We start from the raw sequence: 17,699 nt of genomic DNA on the forward strand, positions 1-17,699 counted from the left end.
GCTCCGGGGTGGTGAGGGGAGTCAGCGGAAGCGGTGCAGGTGCTCGCGGAGAAAGGCCTCCAGGGTGCGGGGGCTGCGCCCGGTGGCGTGGGTGAAGGCGTCGTCGGGCTCCTCCCGGCGGACCACCGCCAGCTGCTGGATCTCCACCACATGGGCGGCCAGCCAGCCGGGCATCCCGGCTCGTCCGACCAGGTGGGCGTGCAACTCGGCCGGGGAGAGGTCGAGGTAGCGGACCGGGCGGCCGAGCAGGCGGCCCAGCAGTGCGACGAGCTCCGGGTGGCTGTAGGCCCGGCCGCCGGTGAGCGGGTAGGTGCCGCCCGCCAGCTCCGGGCGGGTGAGGACGTCGGCGCCGAAGTCCCCGATGTCCCGGACGTCCACGTAGTTGCACCGGGCCTGCCCCATTGCCCCGTGCACCACCCCGGCGGCGGCGATGCTCGGCGCCAGGAGCAGCAGTTTCTGCATGAACGCGAATGGGCGCAGGACGGTGGTGGCGACGCCGGAGGAGCGCAGACGCTCCTCGATCAGGTGGTGGCCGCGGGATATCGCGACGGGGGAGTCCGGTTCGGCGGCGGGCGCGGAGACCTTGACGACGTGCTCCACGCCGCAGTCGAGGGCGGCCTCGATGGCGTTCAGCTCGTACTGCACCTGATGGGGAGCGTTGGCCATGGTGAGGAAGAGTTGGGTCGCGCCGCAGAAGGCCGCGCGGAGCGAGTCCGGATCGGCGGCGTCGGCCTGGAAGGGCTCGGTCCGCGCGAGGGTCCGTTCGTCCAGGCCTGCGGCGAGGAGGGCGGGGTCGCGGCTGAGCGCGCGGCTGGGGGTACCGCGGGCGGCGAGGCTGCGCAGGGTGGCGCCTCCGGTGGCGCCGGTGGCGCCCATGATGACGATCACGGCATCTGCCTTTCGGGTCGAGGGGTGGTGGAGTACCGGTGCTGCGATTCGTGGGCCCGTGGGCTGCCGAGCCGGCGCCACGTGGTGATGGTGGCGGCGATCGCCGAGGAGACCGGCAGGTCGATCGGCAATCGGCCCGGCCAGGGACTGTCGGAGAGGGCCGGGACGTGGGGGAGCCAGCGTGCGGCGGCGAGGCCCACGGCGAGCGCGAGGGCCGCGGCCGCCAGGCCGACGGCGGCGGCCGCGAGCGCGCGGGGCGTCCGGGCGGGCTTCGCTCGGGCGGGGCGGCGGTGCAGGGCGGAGCCGAGGGCGGCGGCCACGACGGCGGAGGTGCCGCCGATGGTGGTGGCGGCGGCGACCACGAGCTGCGGCTGGTGGGTGAGGGCTCCGCCGATGCCGGCGGACACGGCTGGCATGGCGTAGGCGACCAGCACCTCACGCCACAGGGCGAGCGGCGGCGGTGCGCCGGGGGCTTTCGTGTCCATCGATGTCTCCTTGGGAAGCGGCTTGGGTTGTTGCAGGGTTACTTAGCTACCTAACTATTGATGCTTAGGCACCTAACTATGGTGGCCGAAGAGAGGCGGGCCGCTTGGTGGGCGGCCCGCCCGTTCGGGCAGGGGTCGGTCCGGTCAGTCCGTCGGTTCGAGGTCGGCCCGGGTGAAGGCGTCGATGCCCGCGACCACCCGGGCCAGCAGGTCGAGGAAGGTCGTGCGCTCGTCGACGGAGAGGCCGCCCACCAGCGCCTGCATTCGGGCGAAGTGTTCGGGCGCGAGGTCACGGAGCTTGTCGGCGCCGCGTGCGGTGAGGATCACCACGTTGCCGCGACCGTCCTCGGTGGAGGGGCGGCGGGCCACCAGGCCCTCCCGTTCCAGGCCGTCGACCAGACCGGTCACGGTCGCTCGGGAGACGCCGAGACTCGCCGCGAGCTGGGACGGCGACTTCTCCCCGCCGTGGTCCTCCAGATCGGCCAGTAGGCGGTAGCGGCCGGTGGAGAGACCGAACCGGCCGAAGTGCACCTCGCCGGCCTGGCCGATCCGGGCGCCCGCCGCCATCAGCCGGGCCGCGACCAGGATCGCCTGCGGATCGGCGGTGAGGCCGTAGCGGGTGATCTGGCGGCGGGCCTGGTCGAGGGTGGGGGCACCGTGGTCGGGCTCGGAGTGCTGCGTCACGAAAGGTAATATGGCGCCTAATCGGATGTCCGGTCAAGTGCGTCCTGCGAGTCCTTGTCCGAGCGCGATCGCCCGAGCGCGATCGGCTGGGTGGCTGATCGGCTGGGCGGCCTCGGGTGGGTGGCACCGGCCGGGCGGCCTCGGCTGGGCGCCATCGGCAGCCGGGCGGGACCGCGCGGGGGGGCGATCGCTCAGGACCGCCGTCCCCGTGGGCGCTCCAACTCGGCGGCGTAGCCGGCGAGCAGGATGCGGAGGGTGCGGTGGAAGCACTTCTCGGAGTCGAGGCCCTCGCCGGTGGCGAAGGCGCGCGCCAGGTGGGGGTAGGTGTCCCGGTCCAGGGCGGTGAACTGTTCGGGCTGCGGCTCGGTGCCCTCGTGGTGGGGCGTCTCGCCGACCTCGCCGAGAGTGTGGCCGATGGTCCACCGGACGACGGAGTTGAGTACGTCGAGCGCGTCGCCGAGTGGGACACCGTCCTCGTGGAGCACGGTGACGCCGCGTTCCAGCAGGCCGAGGGCGCTGGGGGTGGCGGCCGGGCGGGTGGCCAGGACGGTGAGCATGGCGGGGTGGTCGAGCAGTAGCCGGCGCAGTTCGACGGCGAATTCCCGGACGACCTCGGTCCAGGGGCCGCTGGGCTCGGCGAACAGGTCTCCGGCGGACAGTTCCAGTAGGCGCTCCACCATGCCGTCGAGCAGGGCGGCCTTGCTGGGGACGTAGTAGTAGAGCGTCATGCCCTCGACGCCGAGCGCCGCGCCCAGCTTGCGGTTGGAGAGCGCGGCGAGGCCGTGTTCGTCCACGTAGGCGAGGGCGGCGTCGATGACCTTCTCGCGGGTCAGGCCGGTCCTCGGGCGGGGGCGTCGGTTCGGCATCTGCTCCTCCTGGGTTCCGGGTGTCGTCCGGACGGTCTCGCTGGGGCCTTGACAACTCTTGCACTGCAAGAAAACAATACTCGACATCGTCTTCTTGCACTGCAAGAAAACTTCTGAGGAGGATGTCGTGCAGCTCGTCGCGGTCATGGTGCGCAAGCTCAACGAGGGTGTGGAGTACGGCGAGTTCCGCAAGGCGTGGATCCCGGACGAGGTGTTCCCGGACGACCCGCGCACCCGGGTGATCAGCGCCACCGCACTGGAGGACTCGCGGGAGATCCTCACCATCGCGCTGATCGAAGGCGATCACGGGCCGGAGTCCATACAGGCCTGGATGGAGCGACTCGCGCCGATCGAGGAGCGCCGCTTCGAGCGGATCAAGGACCTGGTCGGCCCGCCGACCCTGAACGCGGTGTACCAGGTCGTCGCCGAGGACGACCTGTCGAAGCCGATCGCGGAACAGCGGCGGCCCGCTGCGGGTCGCGAGGGTGACTCCTGACGCGGTCGCGGCACGCCGAGCACGGAGGTGGAACGACAACGAAGACCGGGTTCCGTTGACCCATCGTCAAGTCAACTGGACGTCAAGACTGGTTATTCACAGAATATTCCGCCGTTTCAGGCAAGGCGCGCGGGCGATTTCCGCTGTGCCCGGGTCTTCCCACGGAGATCTCCGGCTGACAGGCTGGGGCAGCCCTTTTCCGTACCGAGGAGGTTCCTTGTCCCGCATATCGACGTTGGCCGGAGCAGTCGCCTGTGCGCTCGCCCTTGTCACCGGCTCCGCCGTCGCCGCCTCGGCGGCGCCGGTCGACCAGGCCCCGGGCCTGGCCGAGGCGAAGGTCGACCCCGTCGCCTGGACCCCGTGCAACCCCGACCCCAGCAAGCCGGACCCGGGCATCTACGACTGCGCCGTCTACCCGGTGCCGATGGACTACGACAACCCGTCGGGTGAGAAGGTCGGCATCGCCATGATGCGGCGGCGGGCGAGCGACCCGTCGAAGCGGATCGGCTCGCTGTTCCTCAACCCGGGCGGCCCGGGCGGCAGCGGCTACCTGTGGGCGACGACCTCCCGCTTCGGCCCCGAGGTGCAGGCCAAGTTCGACCTGATCGGCTTCGACCCGCGCGGTGTGGCGCGGAGCAACCCGCTCAAGTGCTTCAAGACCCAGGAGCAGGCCGACGCGGTCAACAACCGCATGGTCGGCGTGCCGGTCACCAAGGCCGAGGTCGACGGGACGCTGGACGCCGACCAGGACTACACCGACGCCTGCAGCAAGAACGCCGGACCGCTGATCGAGCACATGTCGACCATCAACGTGGTGCGCGACCTGGACCGCATGCGCCGTGCCGTCGGTGACTCCCAGCTCACCTTCGCCGGGTTCTCCTACGGCACCCTGATCGGTTCGACGTACGCGAACATGTACCCGAACAAGGTCCGGGCGATCATCATCGACGGAAACGTCGACCCGAACCTGCGGCTGCACAACGGCCTGGAGTACGACCGCCAGCGGGCGGGCGGCTTCGAGCTGGCCCTGGACGAGTACCTGAAGCGCTGCCAGAGCGCCGGTGCACCGCGCTGCGCCTTCGGCGAGGGGGACACCCGGGCGAAGTTCGACCAGCTCCGCGACCACCTGCGCACCAGCCCGATCACGCTGCCGAACGGCTCGCAGGTCACGTTGAGCAGCTTCACCAGCGAGGTCGCCAGCGCGCTGTACTCGCAGGCCAAGCTGGCTCCGCTGGCCAAGTCGCTGCAGGCGACGTACCAGGTGCTGCAGAAGCCGAACGCCGCGACGCTGCTGGCCCCGAACGCGAACGTCTCGGACGAGGACGCCAACCTGCTCTCGGTGGACGTCCCGCGGGCGCTGCGGGAGGCTCCGGCGGACTCCGAGTACACCGCCGACGACTCCTACATGGGCGTCAACTGCCAGGACAAGCCGTACCCGTCGAACGACCGGGTGTTCGCGAACGCGGCCAGGAGCTGGGAGCAGGAGTCGCCGACCTTCGGCCGCTACCAGGCCTTCGACGCGCCCGCGTGCGCGAGCTGGCCCGCCCCGGCGCGGGACGCCGAGCGCTTCTCCGGCCCGTGGAACAAGAAGACCTCCAACACCGTGATGGTGATCGGCAACCTCTACGACCCGGCGACCCAGTACAAGTTCGCCCAGCGGATGCAGCAGCAGCTGGCCAACGCCGTGCTGGTCAGCGTCGACGCGATCGAGCACTGCGCCGTCGGCCGCAGCACGGCGCTCAACGACCTGGTCACCCGCTACCTCGTCGACGGCACCGCGCCGAAGCCCGGCCAGCTGCTGAAGCCGGACGCGGAGATCTTCCCGGCGGTCTGACGGCGGCCGCACCTCCGGGAGTCGGGCGGACGAACCCCGGGCAGTGGTGGTCGGTGACGTGGCCGGCCACCACGACCGGGTTCTCCGGCCGACTCCCGGATTCCCCGGACAATGCGGAAGAAGATCGCCATCGAACCTCCCGGGTGGTGGATTCCCCTGAGATGTCGGTGACCATAGTCGATGCCACTGACAATGGAGGTCGAAGGGCGAGGAAGTCGGGAATCGGACGGCGCATCGTGAATGGCGCGCCGTCACGGTTCCCGGAATCGTTTCCCCGTGCATCGAATGCCCGTGTCGGCGTGCGGCCCGCCGGCTTCTCGGGCCGCACGACGCCGAACCGACGCCCCCGCCCCGCCCGCTACACGGCCGACTCCGCCTCCTCCGCCACGACCCGCCCGTCGCGGAGTTCGATCACGCGGTCGGCGAGCCCCATCAGCGTCGGGTCGTGGGTGGCGACCAGCACCGTGACGCCCTCGCTGCGCACGACGGCGCGCAGCAGCTCCATGATCGAGCGGCCGGTCTCCGAGTCCAGCTGGCCGGTGGGCTCGTCGGCGATGATCAGACCGGGCTCGTTGGCCAGCGCGCGGGCGATGGCGACGCGCTGCTGCTGGCCGCCGGAGAGTTCGCCGGGCCGCTGGTTGGCGTGGCCGGCGAGGCCGACCAGCGCCAACAGGGTGTGTGCGCGCTCCTCGCGTTCGGCGGCCCGGACCTTGCGCAGCCGCATCGGCACGCCGACGTTCTCGGCGGCGGTGAGCATCGGGATCAGCCCGAAGGACTGGAAGACGAAGCCGATCCGCTCCCGGCGCAGGGCGAGCCGGCCGTCCTCGTCCAGTCCGCCGAGGTCGATGCCGTCGAGGGTGATGCCGCCACCGGTCGGGGCGTCCAGCCCGCCGACGAGGTTGAGCAGGGTGGTCTTGCCGGAGCCGGAGCGGCCTTTGAGCGCGGTGAGTTCGCCGCGGCCGACGGTGAAGGAGACGCCGCGCAGGGCGTGCACGGTCCGTTCGCCGGCGCCGAAGCTGCGTCGGAGGTCGGTCACGGTCACCATCGGTTCGGTGGTCGTGGCCGTGGTGGCGGTTGCGGCCTGATCCTGCGTCATGCGGCGGCCCCCCTTTGGGCGTGGTTCCCCGGCTCCCATGGGTCTCTACGGATGGGACGGCTCCGCCGGTTCACGTTCCCGGAGAGTTCCCGGGCGGGCAATCCGAGAGGGCGGAGTCCGTCGGCCAAAGGAGCGCGCTGGAGCCGGAGTTGTGAAGTGTGCATGGCATTTTGATGGGGCGTCCCCGGTGGGGATGCCGTCAATGGAAAGAATTTGCTCATTGCTTACTTGATTCGCGCAAGTCCCTTCCGTTCCTGGATCGTTTCTGACAGCATCGTCCGCTATCCGGTGACCGAATGCCGGTGGTCAATGCGCCGGTGTGCTCTCGAATGTCCGACTGTGGCCGATTTGTGCTCGGATCGGGTCGATGAGCGGGGTCGGTGCGCTACCGGGGACGTGAATCCGGGGGAGGAATTCGATGCTCGGCTTCGTCGTGCGCCGACTGCGCGGGCGACTGCCGCTGGCTGCCGCCGTCCTGCTGACGGTCCTGATCACCACGGCGGTACTGACCGCCCTGGTGACCTTCAACAGCGGCGTCGGTCAGGCCGGTCTGCGGCAGGCGCTGCAGGGCCCCGACCACACCCGAACCACGGTGGTGGTGACCGCCGAACACGGGGCGGACCAGCGGACCAAGGACGAGGAGGCGCTCGCCTCCTTCCGGCAGAAGCTCTTCGGAGACCTGCCGGTCCGCACCGACAGCCTGCTGCGCAGCCGTTCCTACGGCCTGCAACCCGCCGGCACGCCCGGCACGCCCGGCACGCCCGGCACCCCCGGCCAGGCCGGCCCCCTCGGCGCGCCCGCCGGAGCAGCCCAGGCCGCCGGGGCTCAGACCAGTGGGGCCCAGGCCACCGGGGACCAGGCAGATCTGACGCTCCTCGCCGACGTCGACCGCGGCCGGGCGCACCTGGTCGCCGGTGCCTGGCCTGCCGCCGTCGGCGGTCCGGTCCGGTCCACCGGCCTTCAGGTCGCCGTCCCGCGGAGCATGATGGCCCGGCTCGGCCTGACCGAGCAGTCCCTGCCCGCCGACGTGCCGCTCGTCGACCGTCTCGACGGCAAGCCGCTGACCGTCCGGGTCGTCGGTGCCTACCAGGCCGTCGACCCGTTCGACCCGTACTGGCGGATCGATCCGGTCGGCGGTCACGAGGTCGAGGTGGGCGGCTTCACCACGTTCGGGCCGATGATGGTCGACCAGAGCGCCTTCATGGCCGGTGGCGTGCCCCAGAGCAGCCGCGGCTGGTTGCTCGACGCCGACTTCACCGGCGTCGACCGGGCCACCGCCCAGGCCGTCGGTGACCGCGCCCGGCACCTGCCGGACGACGTGCAGAAGTCCGCTTCGCTCACCGTGAAGACCGAACTCCCCGAGGTGGTCACCGAGCTGGCGGCCAGCCTGATGGTGGCCCGGTCCACACTGCTGATCGGAGCCCTGCAGCTCGCGGTGCTCGCCGCGGCCGCCCTGCTGCTGGTCGTCCGCCTGATCTCGGCCCGCCAGGAGCGGGAGAACGAACTGCTCGCCGCCCGCGGCGCCTCCGGCATCAGGCTCGGTGCCTTCACCGCACTGGAACTGCTGCTGCTGGCGGCCCCCGCCGCGGTGTTCGCGCCGCTGCTCACGCCGTTCCTGGTCCGCGTCCTGGCCGGATTCGGCAGGTCCCACCAGGTGGCCCTGGAGACGGGCACGAGCTGGACGCTGTGGCCCGTCGCGGTGGGCTGCACGCTGGCCTGCACCGTGCTCGCGACCGTGCCCAGCCTGGTCCGCGGCGCCGGAGCGGCCCTGCGCCGCCGGACCGGACGCCGCCAGGCCCTGGTCTCCGGCATCGCGCGCAACGGCGGCGACCTGGCGGTGCTCGCGCTGGCAGCGCTCGCCTACCAGCAGCTCGACCAGTACGGCGGCGGGCTGTCCGTCGATTCCTCCGGTCGGCTCGGCGTCGACCTGCTGCTGGTCGCCACCCCCACCCTGGCGCTGTGCGCCGGCACCCTGGTCGTACTGCGCCTGCTGCCGTTCGCCGCGGTGCTGGGCTCGCGGATGGCGGCCCGGGGCCGCGGTCTCGGCCCGGCCGTGGTCGGCTGGCAGCTGGCCCGTCAGCCCGCCCGCGCCAACGGTCCGGTGCTGCTGCTCGTCCTGGCGGTGGCCACCGGTGTGCTCGCCCTCGGCCAGCACGCCACCTGGACGGCCTCCCAGCGCGACCAGGCCGCCTTCGACACGGCGGGCGGCCTGCGCATCTCCGCAGCGCACGGCTCGCTGATGGGCCAGGGCGGCCGCTACGGCGCCCTGCCCGGCGGTGACCGGCTGGTGCAGGTGGTGCGGGAGCAGCAGTCGCTGCCCCCCGGCTCCGGAGAGTTGCTGGCCGTGGACACCGCCGCGTTCGCCGACCGGGTCCCGGTCCGTGCCGACCTGCTGGACGGGCACACCCGCCAGGAGCTGTTCGCCCCGCTCGCGGAGCCCGCTCCGGCCGGGGCGGCGGTCGGTGTGCCGCTGCCCGGTCACCCGCTGCGGATCGACGCCGACCTCTCCATCCGCCAGGAGTTCGACGGGACGCAGGTCTTCTCCGGCGGCAGGTCGGTGGCCGCGTTCCCCCCGGAAGTGACGCTCCTGCTGCGGGACCGCTTCGGCTACGTCCACAAGGTCCCGTTCTCCGGCCTCCCGCTCAGCGGCGACCTGCGCGCCTCCGCCTCGCTGGGCGCGCTGGTCGACGCCCCGATGGGCTCCGCCGCCGCCCCGCTGACCGTGGTCGGCGCGACCGTGTCCTTCAGCGACCGGGCCGGCGGCGAGGTCACCATCCACCGGCTCGCGGTCTCCGACACCGCCGAGGGGCCGGCCACCGCCGTCCCGCCGCCGACCGGCCTGTCCTGGACGGGCACCTCGCTGCCCGGATCGTCGAAAGGCCGGCCGCTGGCCACCGTCGGGACCGAACCGGCCGACGCGGACCGACTGTTGAGCCTCCGGTACGTCTTCGCCGACGGCCGCGGGGAAGCACTCCGGGCCGTTGTCGGGCCGGCCGGCGCGAGCGCGCCCGCCGGCGTGTCCGGTGTGGCCACCCACGACTACCTCAAGTCCGTCGGCGCCTCGGTCGGCAGTGCCATCCAGGTGCCGTTCGCCGGCACCTCCGTCCCGGTCAGGATCACCGGAGCGGTCGAGGCCCTGCCGGTGGCCGGCCGCAGCGCGCTCGTCATCGACCTGCCCACCACCGCACGGCTGCTGGCCGCGAAGGGCCGGTCGCTGTCCGGCCGGACCGAATGGTGGCTGCCCGCCACGGGCCGCGGCGACCGCGTCCCGGCGGAGGCCGCCGCCGCCCTGCGCGCCGCACCCGGTGCCCAGGACGTCCAGCTGTACGACGCGGTCTCCGAGGACGCCCTCGGCGATCCGGTCGGCGCCGCTCCGCAGAACGCGCTGATGGCGATCGCGGTCGCCACCGCCGTCCTCGCGGCGATCGGTTTCGGGGCCGCCGTGGCCGGCTCCGCGCGCCAACGCGCCCAGGACTCCGCCCTGCTGCTCGCCCTGGGCGCGCCACGGCGAGTGGTCACGCGTGCCACCACCGCCGAGTACGGCCTGCTGATCACGCTCGGGGGCGGCGTCGGTCTGCTCCTCGGAGCCCTACTGGTCCACCTGATCGTGCCGTTCATGGTGCTCACCCCGGCCGCGCGGCGCCCGCTGCCGGAGGCGTTGATCCAGCTGCCGGTGGGTCAGGCGCTCCTGTTCACGGTGGCGATCGCCGTTGTCCCGCTGCTGTCGGCGTTCCTCATCGGACGCCGCGGTCGAAACGTGGCCACCCGGCTGCGCCTCGTGGAGGAGATGTGACCACCAAGGGGCGCACCGCCCTGCCCGATTCCCGCACCGATTCCCGCACCGGTCCCCGCACCGACCACCGTCCCGCGCCCTGGGTGCGCACCCGGTTGCGTGCGAGCCCGCTCGCGGCCGTGCTCATGGCGGCCCTCGCATTCGTCACGGTCTTCCTCGCGGCGTCCTTCCCGCGGTTCGCCGACCGGGGCGCGGACGCGGCGCTGCGGGACTTCGTGAGCCAGCGGGGCCTCGTCGCGACCAGCATGCAGACCAGCTCCAGGACCAGGGACGGCGACACCGCGGCCGACCTCGACACCGTGCAGCGGAAGCTCGTGGAGAGCATCGGCCGGAAGCTGCCGCTGACCGGGGCCGGCCAGGCCCACGGCGCCCGCACCACCGGCTTCGGGCGCATGCTCAACGAGGGGTACGCCCGGCTGTCCGAGACGGCCGCTCCGGGCCTCGCGCTGACGTACCTGGCCGGCCTCGCCGACCACGTGACCCTCGTCGAGGGAACCTGGCCGGGCCCCGCCACCCGCGGCGCGCCACTGCCGGTCGTGGTGAGCCGGCAGGCCGCCGGGACCATCGGCATCAAGCTGGGCGACGTCGTCGACAACGGCACCGACGGGACGGGCAGGCCGCTGAGCAGCGTGGTGACGGGCTTCTACCGCGTCAACGACCCGCTCGACCCGTTCTGGGGCGACCTCGGCTGCCCGGCCCGCGCCTGCCTCGACATGGGAATCCGCGGCGACAGCTTCTGGAAGACCACCGGCTTCATCGACGGCGGAAGCCTGAGCACGCTGGCCGGCTGGGGTTGGAGCGTCGAGAACTTCTGGCGGCTGCCGGTCGACACCTCGACGCTCCGCGCCGACCAGCTCGACCGCACCCGCGGCACCCTCAACTCCTTCGTGACCGGGCCCGACTCCGCGGCCCTGGCGACCGCGACCCGCGCGGACCTGCACACCAGCTCGCTGCTGACCGACCTGCTGACCCGGGCGGACGCCCGCTACCGGGCCGCCGTGCCGCTGAGCGTGATCGGTCCGGCCGGTGTCGCGGGCGTCGCCACGGTGGTGCTCTGCCTGGCCGCCGCGCTGAACACCGACCGGCGCACCGCCGAGATCAGGCTGCTCCAGGCCCGCGGCGGTTCGCGCGGCGGGGTGCTGCGGCGCCTGCTCGGGGAAGGCCTGGTGACCGTCCTTCCCGGCGCGGTGCTCGGGACGCTGCTCGCCCTGGTGCTGCTGCCCACCCCGCGGTGGGGAGCCGCCGTGGCGGCCGGCCTCGCGGCCGCACTGCTCGCTCTGCTGGCCTTCCCGGCCCGGGCCGCCCTGCTGTGGTCGCGCCGGCCGACGGCGGGCGGCCGGCGCCGCCTGGTCGGCGAGCTCGCCGTCCTGGTCGTCACCGTCGCGGCGGTGGCCGAGGTCCGACGCCGCGGCGTCGGGCACGGCAGTGGTGTGGACCCGCTGCTGGTGGCCGCGCCGCTGCTGCTGGCCGTCGCCGGCGGGCTGCTGCTGGCCCGGATCGAGCCGCTGCTCGTCGGCCGGCTGGCGTCGCTCGCCGGCCGCGGCCGGGGCCTGATCGGTTTCCTGGGCCTGGCCCGGGCCGCCCGGGACTCCTCGGGCCGCCGTCGGCCGTCCGCGCTGCCCCTGCTCGCCCTGCTGATCGCCGTCACCACGACCGGCTTCGGTGCCACCGTGCTCGACGCCGTGGACCACAGCCGGTCCCGCGCCGGGCGGATCACCACGGGGGGCGACGTCTCCGTCGTCGTCCCGGAGTACGGCACGCTGCCGGAGGCGTTCACCAAGGCGGCCGGCGGGCTGCCGGGCGTCCGGGCCGCGACCAAGGCCTGGGTGGAGCCGAAGGCCATGTTCATCGGCGGCGACCAGGACTACACCAAGGCCGTCCTGGTGGTGGTCGAGCCGACGGCGTACGCCGAGATCGCCCGTACCCTCGGCGTCGGCGAGTTCGACCCGGCGAAGCTCGCCAACGCCCCCGGCGGAGCGGACACCCCGGTGCCCGCGCTGTTCAGCCGGGACCTGGCCAAGCGCCTGAGCACCGGCGCGCCCAAGGTGCGCACACCCAACGGGAACGAGCTGCGCACCACCGTCGCCGGGATCGTCGGCGCCACCCCCGCACTGCCGGACCCGGGCCTGCCGTTCGTCGTGATGGCCGCCGCCCCCGCGGCGGAACGTCTGCCGGAGCCCGTTCGGGTGAACAGCTGGTTCGCCGTCGGCGACGTCGACCCCGGACAGGTCAGGACGGTCCTGCGGGAGCAGGGCCTGACCCAGCCGACCGGCATCGCCAAGCTGATCTCGGAGGAGGCCGCGGCCGCGGGCCGGACCACCTACGGGCTGCCGCCCGGCTACACGGTGCACAGCAGCCGGGAGACCATCGCCGCCCTCGCCGCCGACCCGCTCCAGCACGCCTCCGGACGGCTGTTCTGGTACGCGGCCGCGGGCGGGGCCGGATTCGCCCTGCTGGCCGTCCTGCTGACGCTGTTCCGGGCCGCGCCCGAGCGCACGGCCGTGCTCGCCCGGCTGCGCACCATGAGCCTGCGACCCCGGCAGGGGCTGGCGCTGATCATCGCCGAAGCCGTGCCGCAGACCCTCGCGGCAGCCGTCGGCGGCGCCCTGGCCGCCACGGCGGCCGTCGCACTGCTCGGGTCAGCCTTCGACATCTCGACCCTGGTCGGTGCCAGGGTCGGGGACGTCCTGGCCCCGGCGCTGATGCCGGTGCTGCTGCCCACGGCGGGCCTGGCCCTGCTCGTCGGCCTCGCCGTGGTCCTGGAGACGCTGATCGCGGGCCGGCGCCAGATCGCCACCGAACTGCGCGCGGGGGAGCGGCCATGACGCCGGAACCGGACCTACCGGCCCTGACCGCGGTGAGGACCGCCGGACCAGCGGCCAGGCCCGCACCGGCAGCGGAGGGCGCCGGACCAGCGGTGGACGGCGGCCCAGTGGTGAGCGCCGGGATGAAGCACACAGTCGAGACAGGAGACGAGCGGTGAACAGCACCCCCCAGGGGCAGACGGTCGCCGAGGCCCCCAGCCTGCAGGAACTCCGGCAGCGGGCGCTCGCCGCCGCCTCGCCCAAGGCCTACGGCGAGGGCGCGGCCATCGTCTGCGACCGGCTGGTCCGGATCTTCAGTGCCGAGGGCGTCGAGGTCCAGGCGCTGCAGGGTCTGGAACTGACCATCCGGCAGGGCGACCTGGTGGCCCTCGTCGGCGCCTCCGGCAGCGGCAAGTCGACCCTGCTCACCATCCTCGCCGGCCTGGACGTGCCGACGGCCGGCACCGCCACCGTGGCCGGCTGCGACCTGCTGGAGATGCCCGTCAAGGAGCGGCTGCGCTATCGGCGCGAGGTGGTCGGTTTCATCTGGCAGCAGACCGCCCGGAACCTGCTGCCGTTCCTCACCGCCGGCGAGAACATCGCCCTGCCCATGCAGCTGCGCGGCCGCCGCTCGGGTGCCGGCGGGTCGAAGCGGCAGGCCGCCCGGGTGGCCGAGTTGATGGAGGCGCTGGAGATCGGCGAGCTCGCGCACCGGCGCCCCGACGAGCTCTCCGGCGGTCAGCAGCAGCGGGTGGCGATCGCGGTGGCGATGGCCAACAACCCTCCGGTGCTGCTCGCCGACGAGCCCACCGGCGAGCTGGACTCCGAGACCGCCGGGGTGATCTTCGAGTCCTTCCGCACCGTCAACCGCGAACTCGGCGCCACCGTCGTCATCGTGACCCACGACCCGATGGTCGCGGGCGAGGTGCGCCGCACGGTCGCCATCCGGGACGGGCGGACCAGCAGCGAGGTGCTGCGCCGCACCGTGACGGACGAGCACGGCGAGGAGTCCGTCAACGAGCGCGAGTACGTGATGCTGGACCGCACCGGGCGCGTGCAGTTGCCGGTCAAGTTCCTGGAGGCGCTGGGCATGGAGCACCGGGTGGCGGTCGACCTCGCGGCCGACCACATCGAGGTCCGGCCGGACGACATCGCCGGGCACTGACCCGGCCCGGTCGGCGGGGTGTCAGCTGTCGCCGCCCATCCGCTGGAAGAGGCCGCTGCCTTCGGCGTCCGTACGGAGGCCGGGTGGCGGCGCCTCCTCCGCGGCGCGCTCGCCGCGGGCGGTGGCGGTGCAGAGGGCGAAGACGAGCAGGGCACTGGCCGCCACGGCGAGAATGCCCAGTGCGGTCAGGACGCGTAGCCAGGTCAAGGTAGTGCCTCCTGGGGACGGTGCGGGGAACGTCGCCCGGGGGATGTATCGGCAGGTTGGCCCGCACGGTCGAGTGCCCACGGACGGTTCTTCCCGCCGGGGGCCGCGCGAGAGGTCGCCCGCGTGGGCGCTCGAAGCACTGGCGGGGCGCGCCGCATACCCTTGCGCGCCCCTGGGGTGGCGGGCGTCCGGCAGGGACGGCCTCGTCCTCGGGGTGATGCTGTGATGCCGGAGGAGGTCGCCTGAGCCCGGCGTGGCGTCCCGGCGTGGCGTCCCGGCCGGCGGTCGGCCTCCGTGGGGTGGGCCGTGGGCGGGTTGTTAGGGTTCCCGGTCGGACGTGAACGGGGGACCGGTGGGCGGCGGAGCGGATGCGGTGGTGGCGCCGCACGGGGTGGTGGACCTGCGGGGAGTCGCCGGGGCGGGGTTCGTCGTGGCGTACCCCGGCGACGCGGTGGTGGTCGTGTCCGGACTACCGGGGGCGGGCAAGAGCACGCTGCTGCGGCGCTGGGGCGGGCACGCGGTCCGGACGGTGGACCCGCGCACGGTGCACGAGGCCTGCGAGGCGGTGATGCCGGCGCGCCTGCCGTACGCGGTGTACCGGCCGTGGGCGCGACTGGAGCACTTCCGGCTGCTCCGCTCCTCGGTGCGACGCGGCGGGCCGCTGCTGGTGCACGACTGCGGGAGCCGCGCCTGGATGCGGCGCTGGCTCGCCCGCGAGGCGGGCCGCCGGGGCCGCGAACTGCACCTGGTGCTGCTGGACGTCGGCGCCGCCACCGCGCTGGACGGCCAGCGGGCGCGCGGTCGGCACGCGTCCGCCCGGGTGTTCGCCCGCCACCACCGGGGCCTGGAAAGGCTGTTGGCCGCCTTCTCCCGGCACGGGCGGTCGGTCGGGCCGATGCCGACGCCCGAGGCCTCGTCCGTCCTGCTGCTGGACGCGGTCTCCCGCTCCCGCGCGGACGCCGTCTGCTTCGGGGCGGCCGACTGAACCCGCCGAACCCGGCTGGACCCGGCGGGCCTCGGCCGGCGGCGGTGGTCCGGCCCGCCGAAAGGTGATCACCACAACACTCCGTGGCGACTCCCGGCACTGCCAGACTGGGAACAGCAGAGTCCGTCACGGAGAGAGGTCACACCCCGCATGCCCAGCAGCGCTGCCGTCGACAACCCGTGGTTCCGCCGGTTCAACCCGTCCGACTCCGCGCCCGCCCGGGTCGTGATCTTCCCGCACGCCGGCGGCTCGGCCAGCTACTACCTGGAGTACGCCAACGCGCTGGCGCCGCACGCGGATGTGCTCGCGGTCCAGTACCCGGGCCGCCAGAACCGGTTCATGGAACCGACCATCGATTCGGTGCCGGAGCTCGCCGAGAAGCTGTACCGGGAGCTGCGGGACTGGACGGACCGTCCGCTGACCTTCTTCGGCCACAGCATGGGCGCGGCCGTCGCCTTCGAGACCGCCCGGTGCTTCGAGCGCGACGGCGTGCCCGGGCCCGAGCGGCTGGTCGTCTCGGCCGGCCGCGCGCCCTCGCTGCCCCGGGACAGCGAGGTGCACAAGCTGCCGGACGACGAACTGCTCGCCACCGTCGTCGCCCTCGGCGGCACCGACGAGCGCATCCTCTCCATCCCCGCGCTGCGCGAGCTGGTCCTGCCGGCCCTGCGCGCCGACTACACCGCCATCGAGACGTACCGCAGCGCCCCGGACGCGACCGTGTCGCTGCCCATCACCGGCCTGGTGGGGGAGACCGACCCGAACGCCACGGTCGAGCAGGTCGGCCGGTGGGACCGGCACACCACCGGCGCCTTCGACCTGCGAGTCTTCCCGGGTGGGCACTTCTACCTGGCGGACCGGACCGAGGACGTCGTCCAGGTGCTCACCGCGCACCTGCGCGACTGAGCCGGCCCGGGCGCGGCTGATCCCGCCCGGCCCGCCACCCGGCCCGCCGTCCGTACTGCCGGCGGCACAACCGTCCACCGACGTCCGGACCGACGTCCGGACCGACGTCCGGACCGACGTCCGGACCGACGTCCGGACCGACGTCCGGACCGGTGACCGCGCCCCGCCCGCTGGGCTACTGTGCGGCGTGACGAACCGTCAACAGATCACCGGGAGGCCGTGTGCGCCGGATCGCCGTCGTCGGAGCAGGCCAGGCCGGCCTGCAGCTCGCGCTCGGGCTGCAGGCGGACGGGTGCGAGGTGACGATGGTCGCCGAGCGCACCCCGGAGCAGGTGCGCGGCGGCCGGGTGCTGTCCACGCAGGCGCTGTTCGGCCCGGCGCTGCGGATCGAGGCGGCCGCCGGGCTGGACCTCTGGGCGGGACGCGCGCCGGCGGTCCCCGCGGTCGAGGCGGTGCTGGTGGCGCCCCCGGCCGTGCGGGCACTGGAGTTCACCATGACGCTCGACGAGCCCGCCCAGTCGGTGGACCAGCGGCTCAAGCTGGCCGGCTGGCTGGAGCTGCTGGTCGAGCGGGGCGGCCGCGTCGAGTACCGGTCGCTGGACCGGGCCGGGCTGTACGAGCTGGCCCGCCGGCACGAACTGACGGTGGTGGCGGCCGGACGCGGCGAGCTGGCCGGGATCTTCGCCCGCGATCCGGCCCGCTCGCCCTTCGACCGGCCCCAGCGGGCGCTGTCCTGCCTGTACACGCACGGCGTCGGCTCGCCCGACCCGAGCGCCGGGCCCCGCGCGCGGATGCACGCCCTGCCCGGTCTCGGCGAGCTGTACCTGCAGCCGGCGCTCACGCTCTCCGGGCCCTGCGAGATCCTGCTGTGGGAGGCGCTGCCCGGCGGCCCGCTGGACGCGTTCGGCGACGCTCCGGCGCCGGACGTCCAACTGGCGCGGATCCGTGCGCTGTTGGGCGAGTACCTGCCGTGGGAGGCGGAGTTCTGGGCGGAGGCGGAACCGACCGATGCCGGGGCGGGGCTGTTCGGAGCGGTCACCCCGACGGTCCGGCGTGCGGTGGCCGAACTGGGTTCCGGGGTGGACGCCGTCCATGTCCTGGGCCTCGGTGACGCGGTGGTGGTGAACGACCCGATCACCGGGCAGGGTGCGAACAGCGCCGCCCGGGCGGCGGAGGCCTGCCGGCGGGCGGTCGTCGAGCACGGCGACGCCCCGTTCACGGCCGACTGGATGTGCCGGACCGCCGAACGCTTCTGGCAGCAACACGCCCGCCACACCGTGGAGTTCACCACGGCGATGCTGACCGTGCCGGACCACCTCCAGGGCGTGTTCGCGGCCGCCGCCGAGCACGAGGAGGTCGCCCGCCGCCTCGCCAACACCTACGCCGAGCCGAGCGACCACGCCGCCTGGCTGGCCACCCCGGAACTGACCGCCGCGTACCTCGCCTCGCTGGGAGCCTCACCACAGTAGTTCCGTGGCGGGGGTTCCGCGGCA

General features: G+C 73.6%; 14 protein-coding genes. 8 read left to right on the top strand and 6 right to left on the bottom strand.

The window, feature by feature from the left end; translation table 11 throughout:
- Window positions 1-21: 21 nt before the first annotated feature.
- From IF30_RS0101765 to IF30_RS0101780, 4 genes are all read right to left on the bottom strand, one after another.
- Complete coding sequence (locus IF30_RS0101765; RefSeq protein ID WP_030230898.1) at window positions 22-888, bottom strand: NmrA family NAD(P)-binding protein; 867 nt, start codon at window positions 886-888, stop codon at window positions 22-24.
- Window positions 885-1,373 carry a hypothetical protein gene (locus IF30_RS0101770; RefSeq protein WP_051709018.1) on the bottom strand — a complete coding sequence of 163 codons (489 nt, stop codon included), beginning with the start codon at window positions 1,371-1,373 and terminating at the stop codon, window positions 885-887. Before IF30_RS0101770 ends, IF30_RS0101765 begins: the two co-directional genes overlap by 4 nt.
- A gap of 144 nt (window positions 1,374-1,517) precedes the next feature.
- A complete protein-coding gene (locus IF30_RS0101775) occupies window positions 1,518-2,057 on the bottom strand; it encodes a MarR family winged helix-turn-helix transcriptional regulator (protein WP_030230901.1) in 540 nt (179 codons plus the stop codon).
- Window positions 2,058-2,248: 191 nt separating this feature from the next.
- On the bottom strand, window positions 2,249-2,923 hold the full coding sequence (locus IF30_RS0101780) for a TetR/AcrR family transcriptional regulator C-terminal domain-containing protein (RefSeq protein WP_030230902.1): 675 nt from the start codon (window positions 2,921-2,923) through the stop codon (window positions 2,249-2,251).
- Between the two features lie 127 nt (window positions 2,924-3,050).
- Here IF30_RS0101780 and IF30_RS47470 point away from each other — a divergent pair, with 127 nt between their 5' ends.
- Both IF30_RS47470 and IF30_RS0101790 read left to right on the top strand, forming a co-directional pair.
- Window positions 3,051-3,419, top strand: a complete 369-nt coding sequence (locus tag IF30_RS47470; protein ID WP_030230903.1) for a hypothetical protein — start codon at window positions 3,051-3,053, stop codon at window positions 3,417-3,419.
- A 217-nt stretch (window positions 3,420-3,636) separates the two neighbouring features.
- Complete coding sequence (locus IF30_RS0101790) at window positions 3,637-5,253, top strand: alpha/beta hydrolase (RefSeq protein WP_063752452.1); 1,617 nt, start codon at window positions 3,637-3,639, stop codon at window positions 5,251-5,253.
- A 358-nt stretch (window positions 5,254-5,611) separates the two neighbouring features.
- On the opposite strand, the gene IF30_RS0101795 is transcribed toward IF30_RS0101790, so the two are convergent.
- Window positions 5,612-6,349 carry an ABC transporter ATP-binding protein gene (locus tag IF30_RS0101795; RefSeq protein ID WP_030230907.1) on the bottom strand — a complete coding sequence of 246 codons (738 nt, stop codon included), beginning with the start codon at window positions 6,347-6,349 and terminating at the stop codon, window positions 5,612-5,614.
- 418 nt (window positions 6,350-6,767) lie between these two features.
- On the opposite strand from IF30_RS0101795, the gene IF30_RS0101800 reads away from it, so the two are divergent.
- From IF30_RS0101800 to IF30_RS0101810, 3 genes are all read left to right on the top strand, one after another.
- On the top strand, window positions 6,768-10,142 hold the full coding sequence (locus IF30_RS0101800) for an FtsX-like permease family protein (RefSeq protein WP_030230909.1): 3,375 nt from the start codon (window positions 6,768-6,770) through the stop codon (window positions 10,140-10,142).
- Complete coding sequence (locus tag IF30_RS0101805) at window positions 10,139-12,967, top strand: FtsX-like permease family protein (RefSeq protein ID WP_030230910.1); 2,829 nt, start codon at window positions 10,139-10,141, stop codon at window positions 12,965-12,967. The genes IF30_RS0101800 and IF30_RS0101805 overlap by 4 nt, the downstream gene beginning before the upstream one ends.
- A 154-nt stretch (window positions 12,968-13,121) precedes the next feature.
- Window positions 13,122-14,111 carry an ABC transporter ATP-binding protein gene (locus IF30_RS0101810; RefSeq protein ID WP_051709020.1) on the top strand — a complete coding sequence of 330 codons (990 nt, stop codon included), beginning with the start codon at window positions 13,122-13,124 and terminating at the stop codon, window positions 14,109-14,111.
- A 21-nt stretch (window positions 14,112-14,132) separates the two neighbouring features.
- Here IF30_RS0101810 and IF30_RS0101815 read toward each other — a convergent pair whose 3' ends face one another.
- Entirely contained in the window at window positions 14,133-14,318 is a 186-nt protein-coding gene (locus IF30_RS0101815) for a hypothetical protein (protein WP_030230913.1), read from the bottom strand.
- Between the two features lie 373 nt (window positions 14,319-14,691).
- Here IF30_RS0101815 and IF30_RS40840 point away from each other — a divergent pair, with 373 nt between their 5' ends.
- The 3 genes from IF30_RS40840 to IF30_RS0101830 all read left to right on the top strand — a co-directional run bounded on the left by IF30_RS40840 (window position 14,692) and on the right by IF30_RS0101830 (window position 17,675).
- Window positions 14,692-15,303 (top strand): AAA family ATPase, encoded by a 612-nt coding sequence (locus IF30_RS40840; RefSeq protein WP_051709021.1) that lies wholly within the window; start codon window positions 14,692-14,694, stop codon window positions 15,301-15,303.
- A gap of 150 nt (window positions 15,304-15,453) precedes the next feature.
- Window positions 15,454-16,206: a thioesterase II family protein gene (locus IF30_RS0101825; protein ID WP_030230916.1), complete on the top strand. Its 753-nt coding sequence runs from the start codon at window positions 15,454-15,456 to the stop codon at window positions 16,204-16,206.
- Between the two features lie 221 nt (window positions 16,207-16,427).
- Window positions 16,428-17,675: a styrene monooxygenase/indole monooxygenase family protein gene (locus IF30_RS0101830; protein WP_037898680.1), complete on the top strand. Its 1,248-nt coding sequence runs from the start codon at window positions 16,428-16,430 to the stop codon at window positions 17,673-17,675.
- Window positions 17,676-17,699 lie beyond the last annotated feature (24 nt).

The sequence above is a fragment of the Streptomyces sp. NRRL S-350 genome (genome assembly GCF_000719705.1).
Taxonomy (GTDB): domain Bacteria; phylum Actinomycetota; class Actinomycetes; order Streptomycetales; family Streptomycetaceae; genus Kitasatospora.

Excerpts from the sequence above, each read along its gene's own strand:
- IF30_RS0101800 (WP_030230909.1), top strand. The coding sequence starts at position 6,768 with ATGCTCGGCTTCGTCGTGCGCCGACTGCGCGGGCGACTGCCGCTGGCT.
- IF30_RS0101795 (WP_030230907.1), bottom strand. The coding sequence starts at position 6,349 with ATGACGCAGGATCAGGCCGCAACCGCCACCACGGCCACGACCACCGAA.
- IF30_RS0101780 (WP_030230902.1), bottom strand. The coding sequence starts at position 2,923 with ATGCCGAACCGACGCCCCCGCCCGAGGACCGGCCTGACCCGCGAGAAG.
- IF30_RS0101825 (WP_030230916.1), top strand. The coding sequence starts at position 15,454 with ATGCCCAGCAGCGCTGCCGTCGACAACCCGTGGTTCCGCCGGTTCAAC.
- IF30_RS0101770 (WP_051709018.1), bottom strand. The coding sequence starts at position 1,373 with ATGGACACGAAAGCCCCCGGCGCACCGCCGCCGCTCGCCCTGTGGCGT.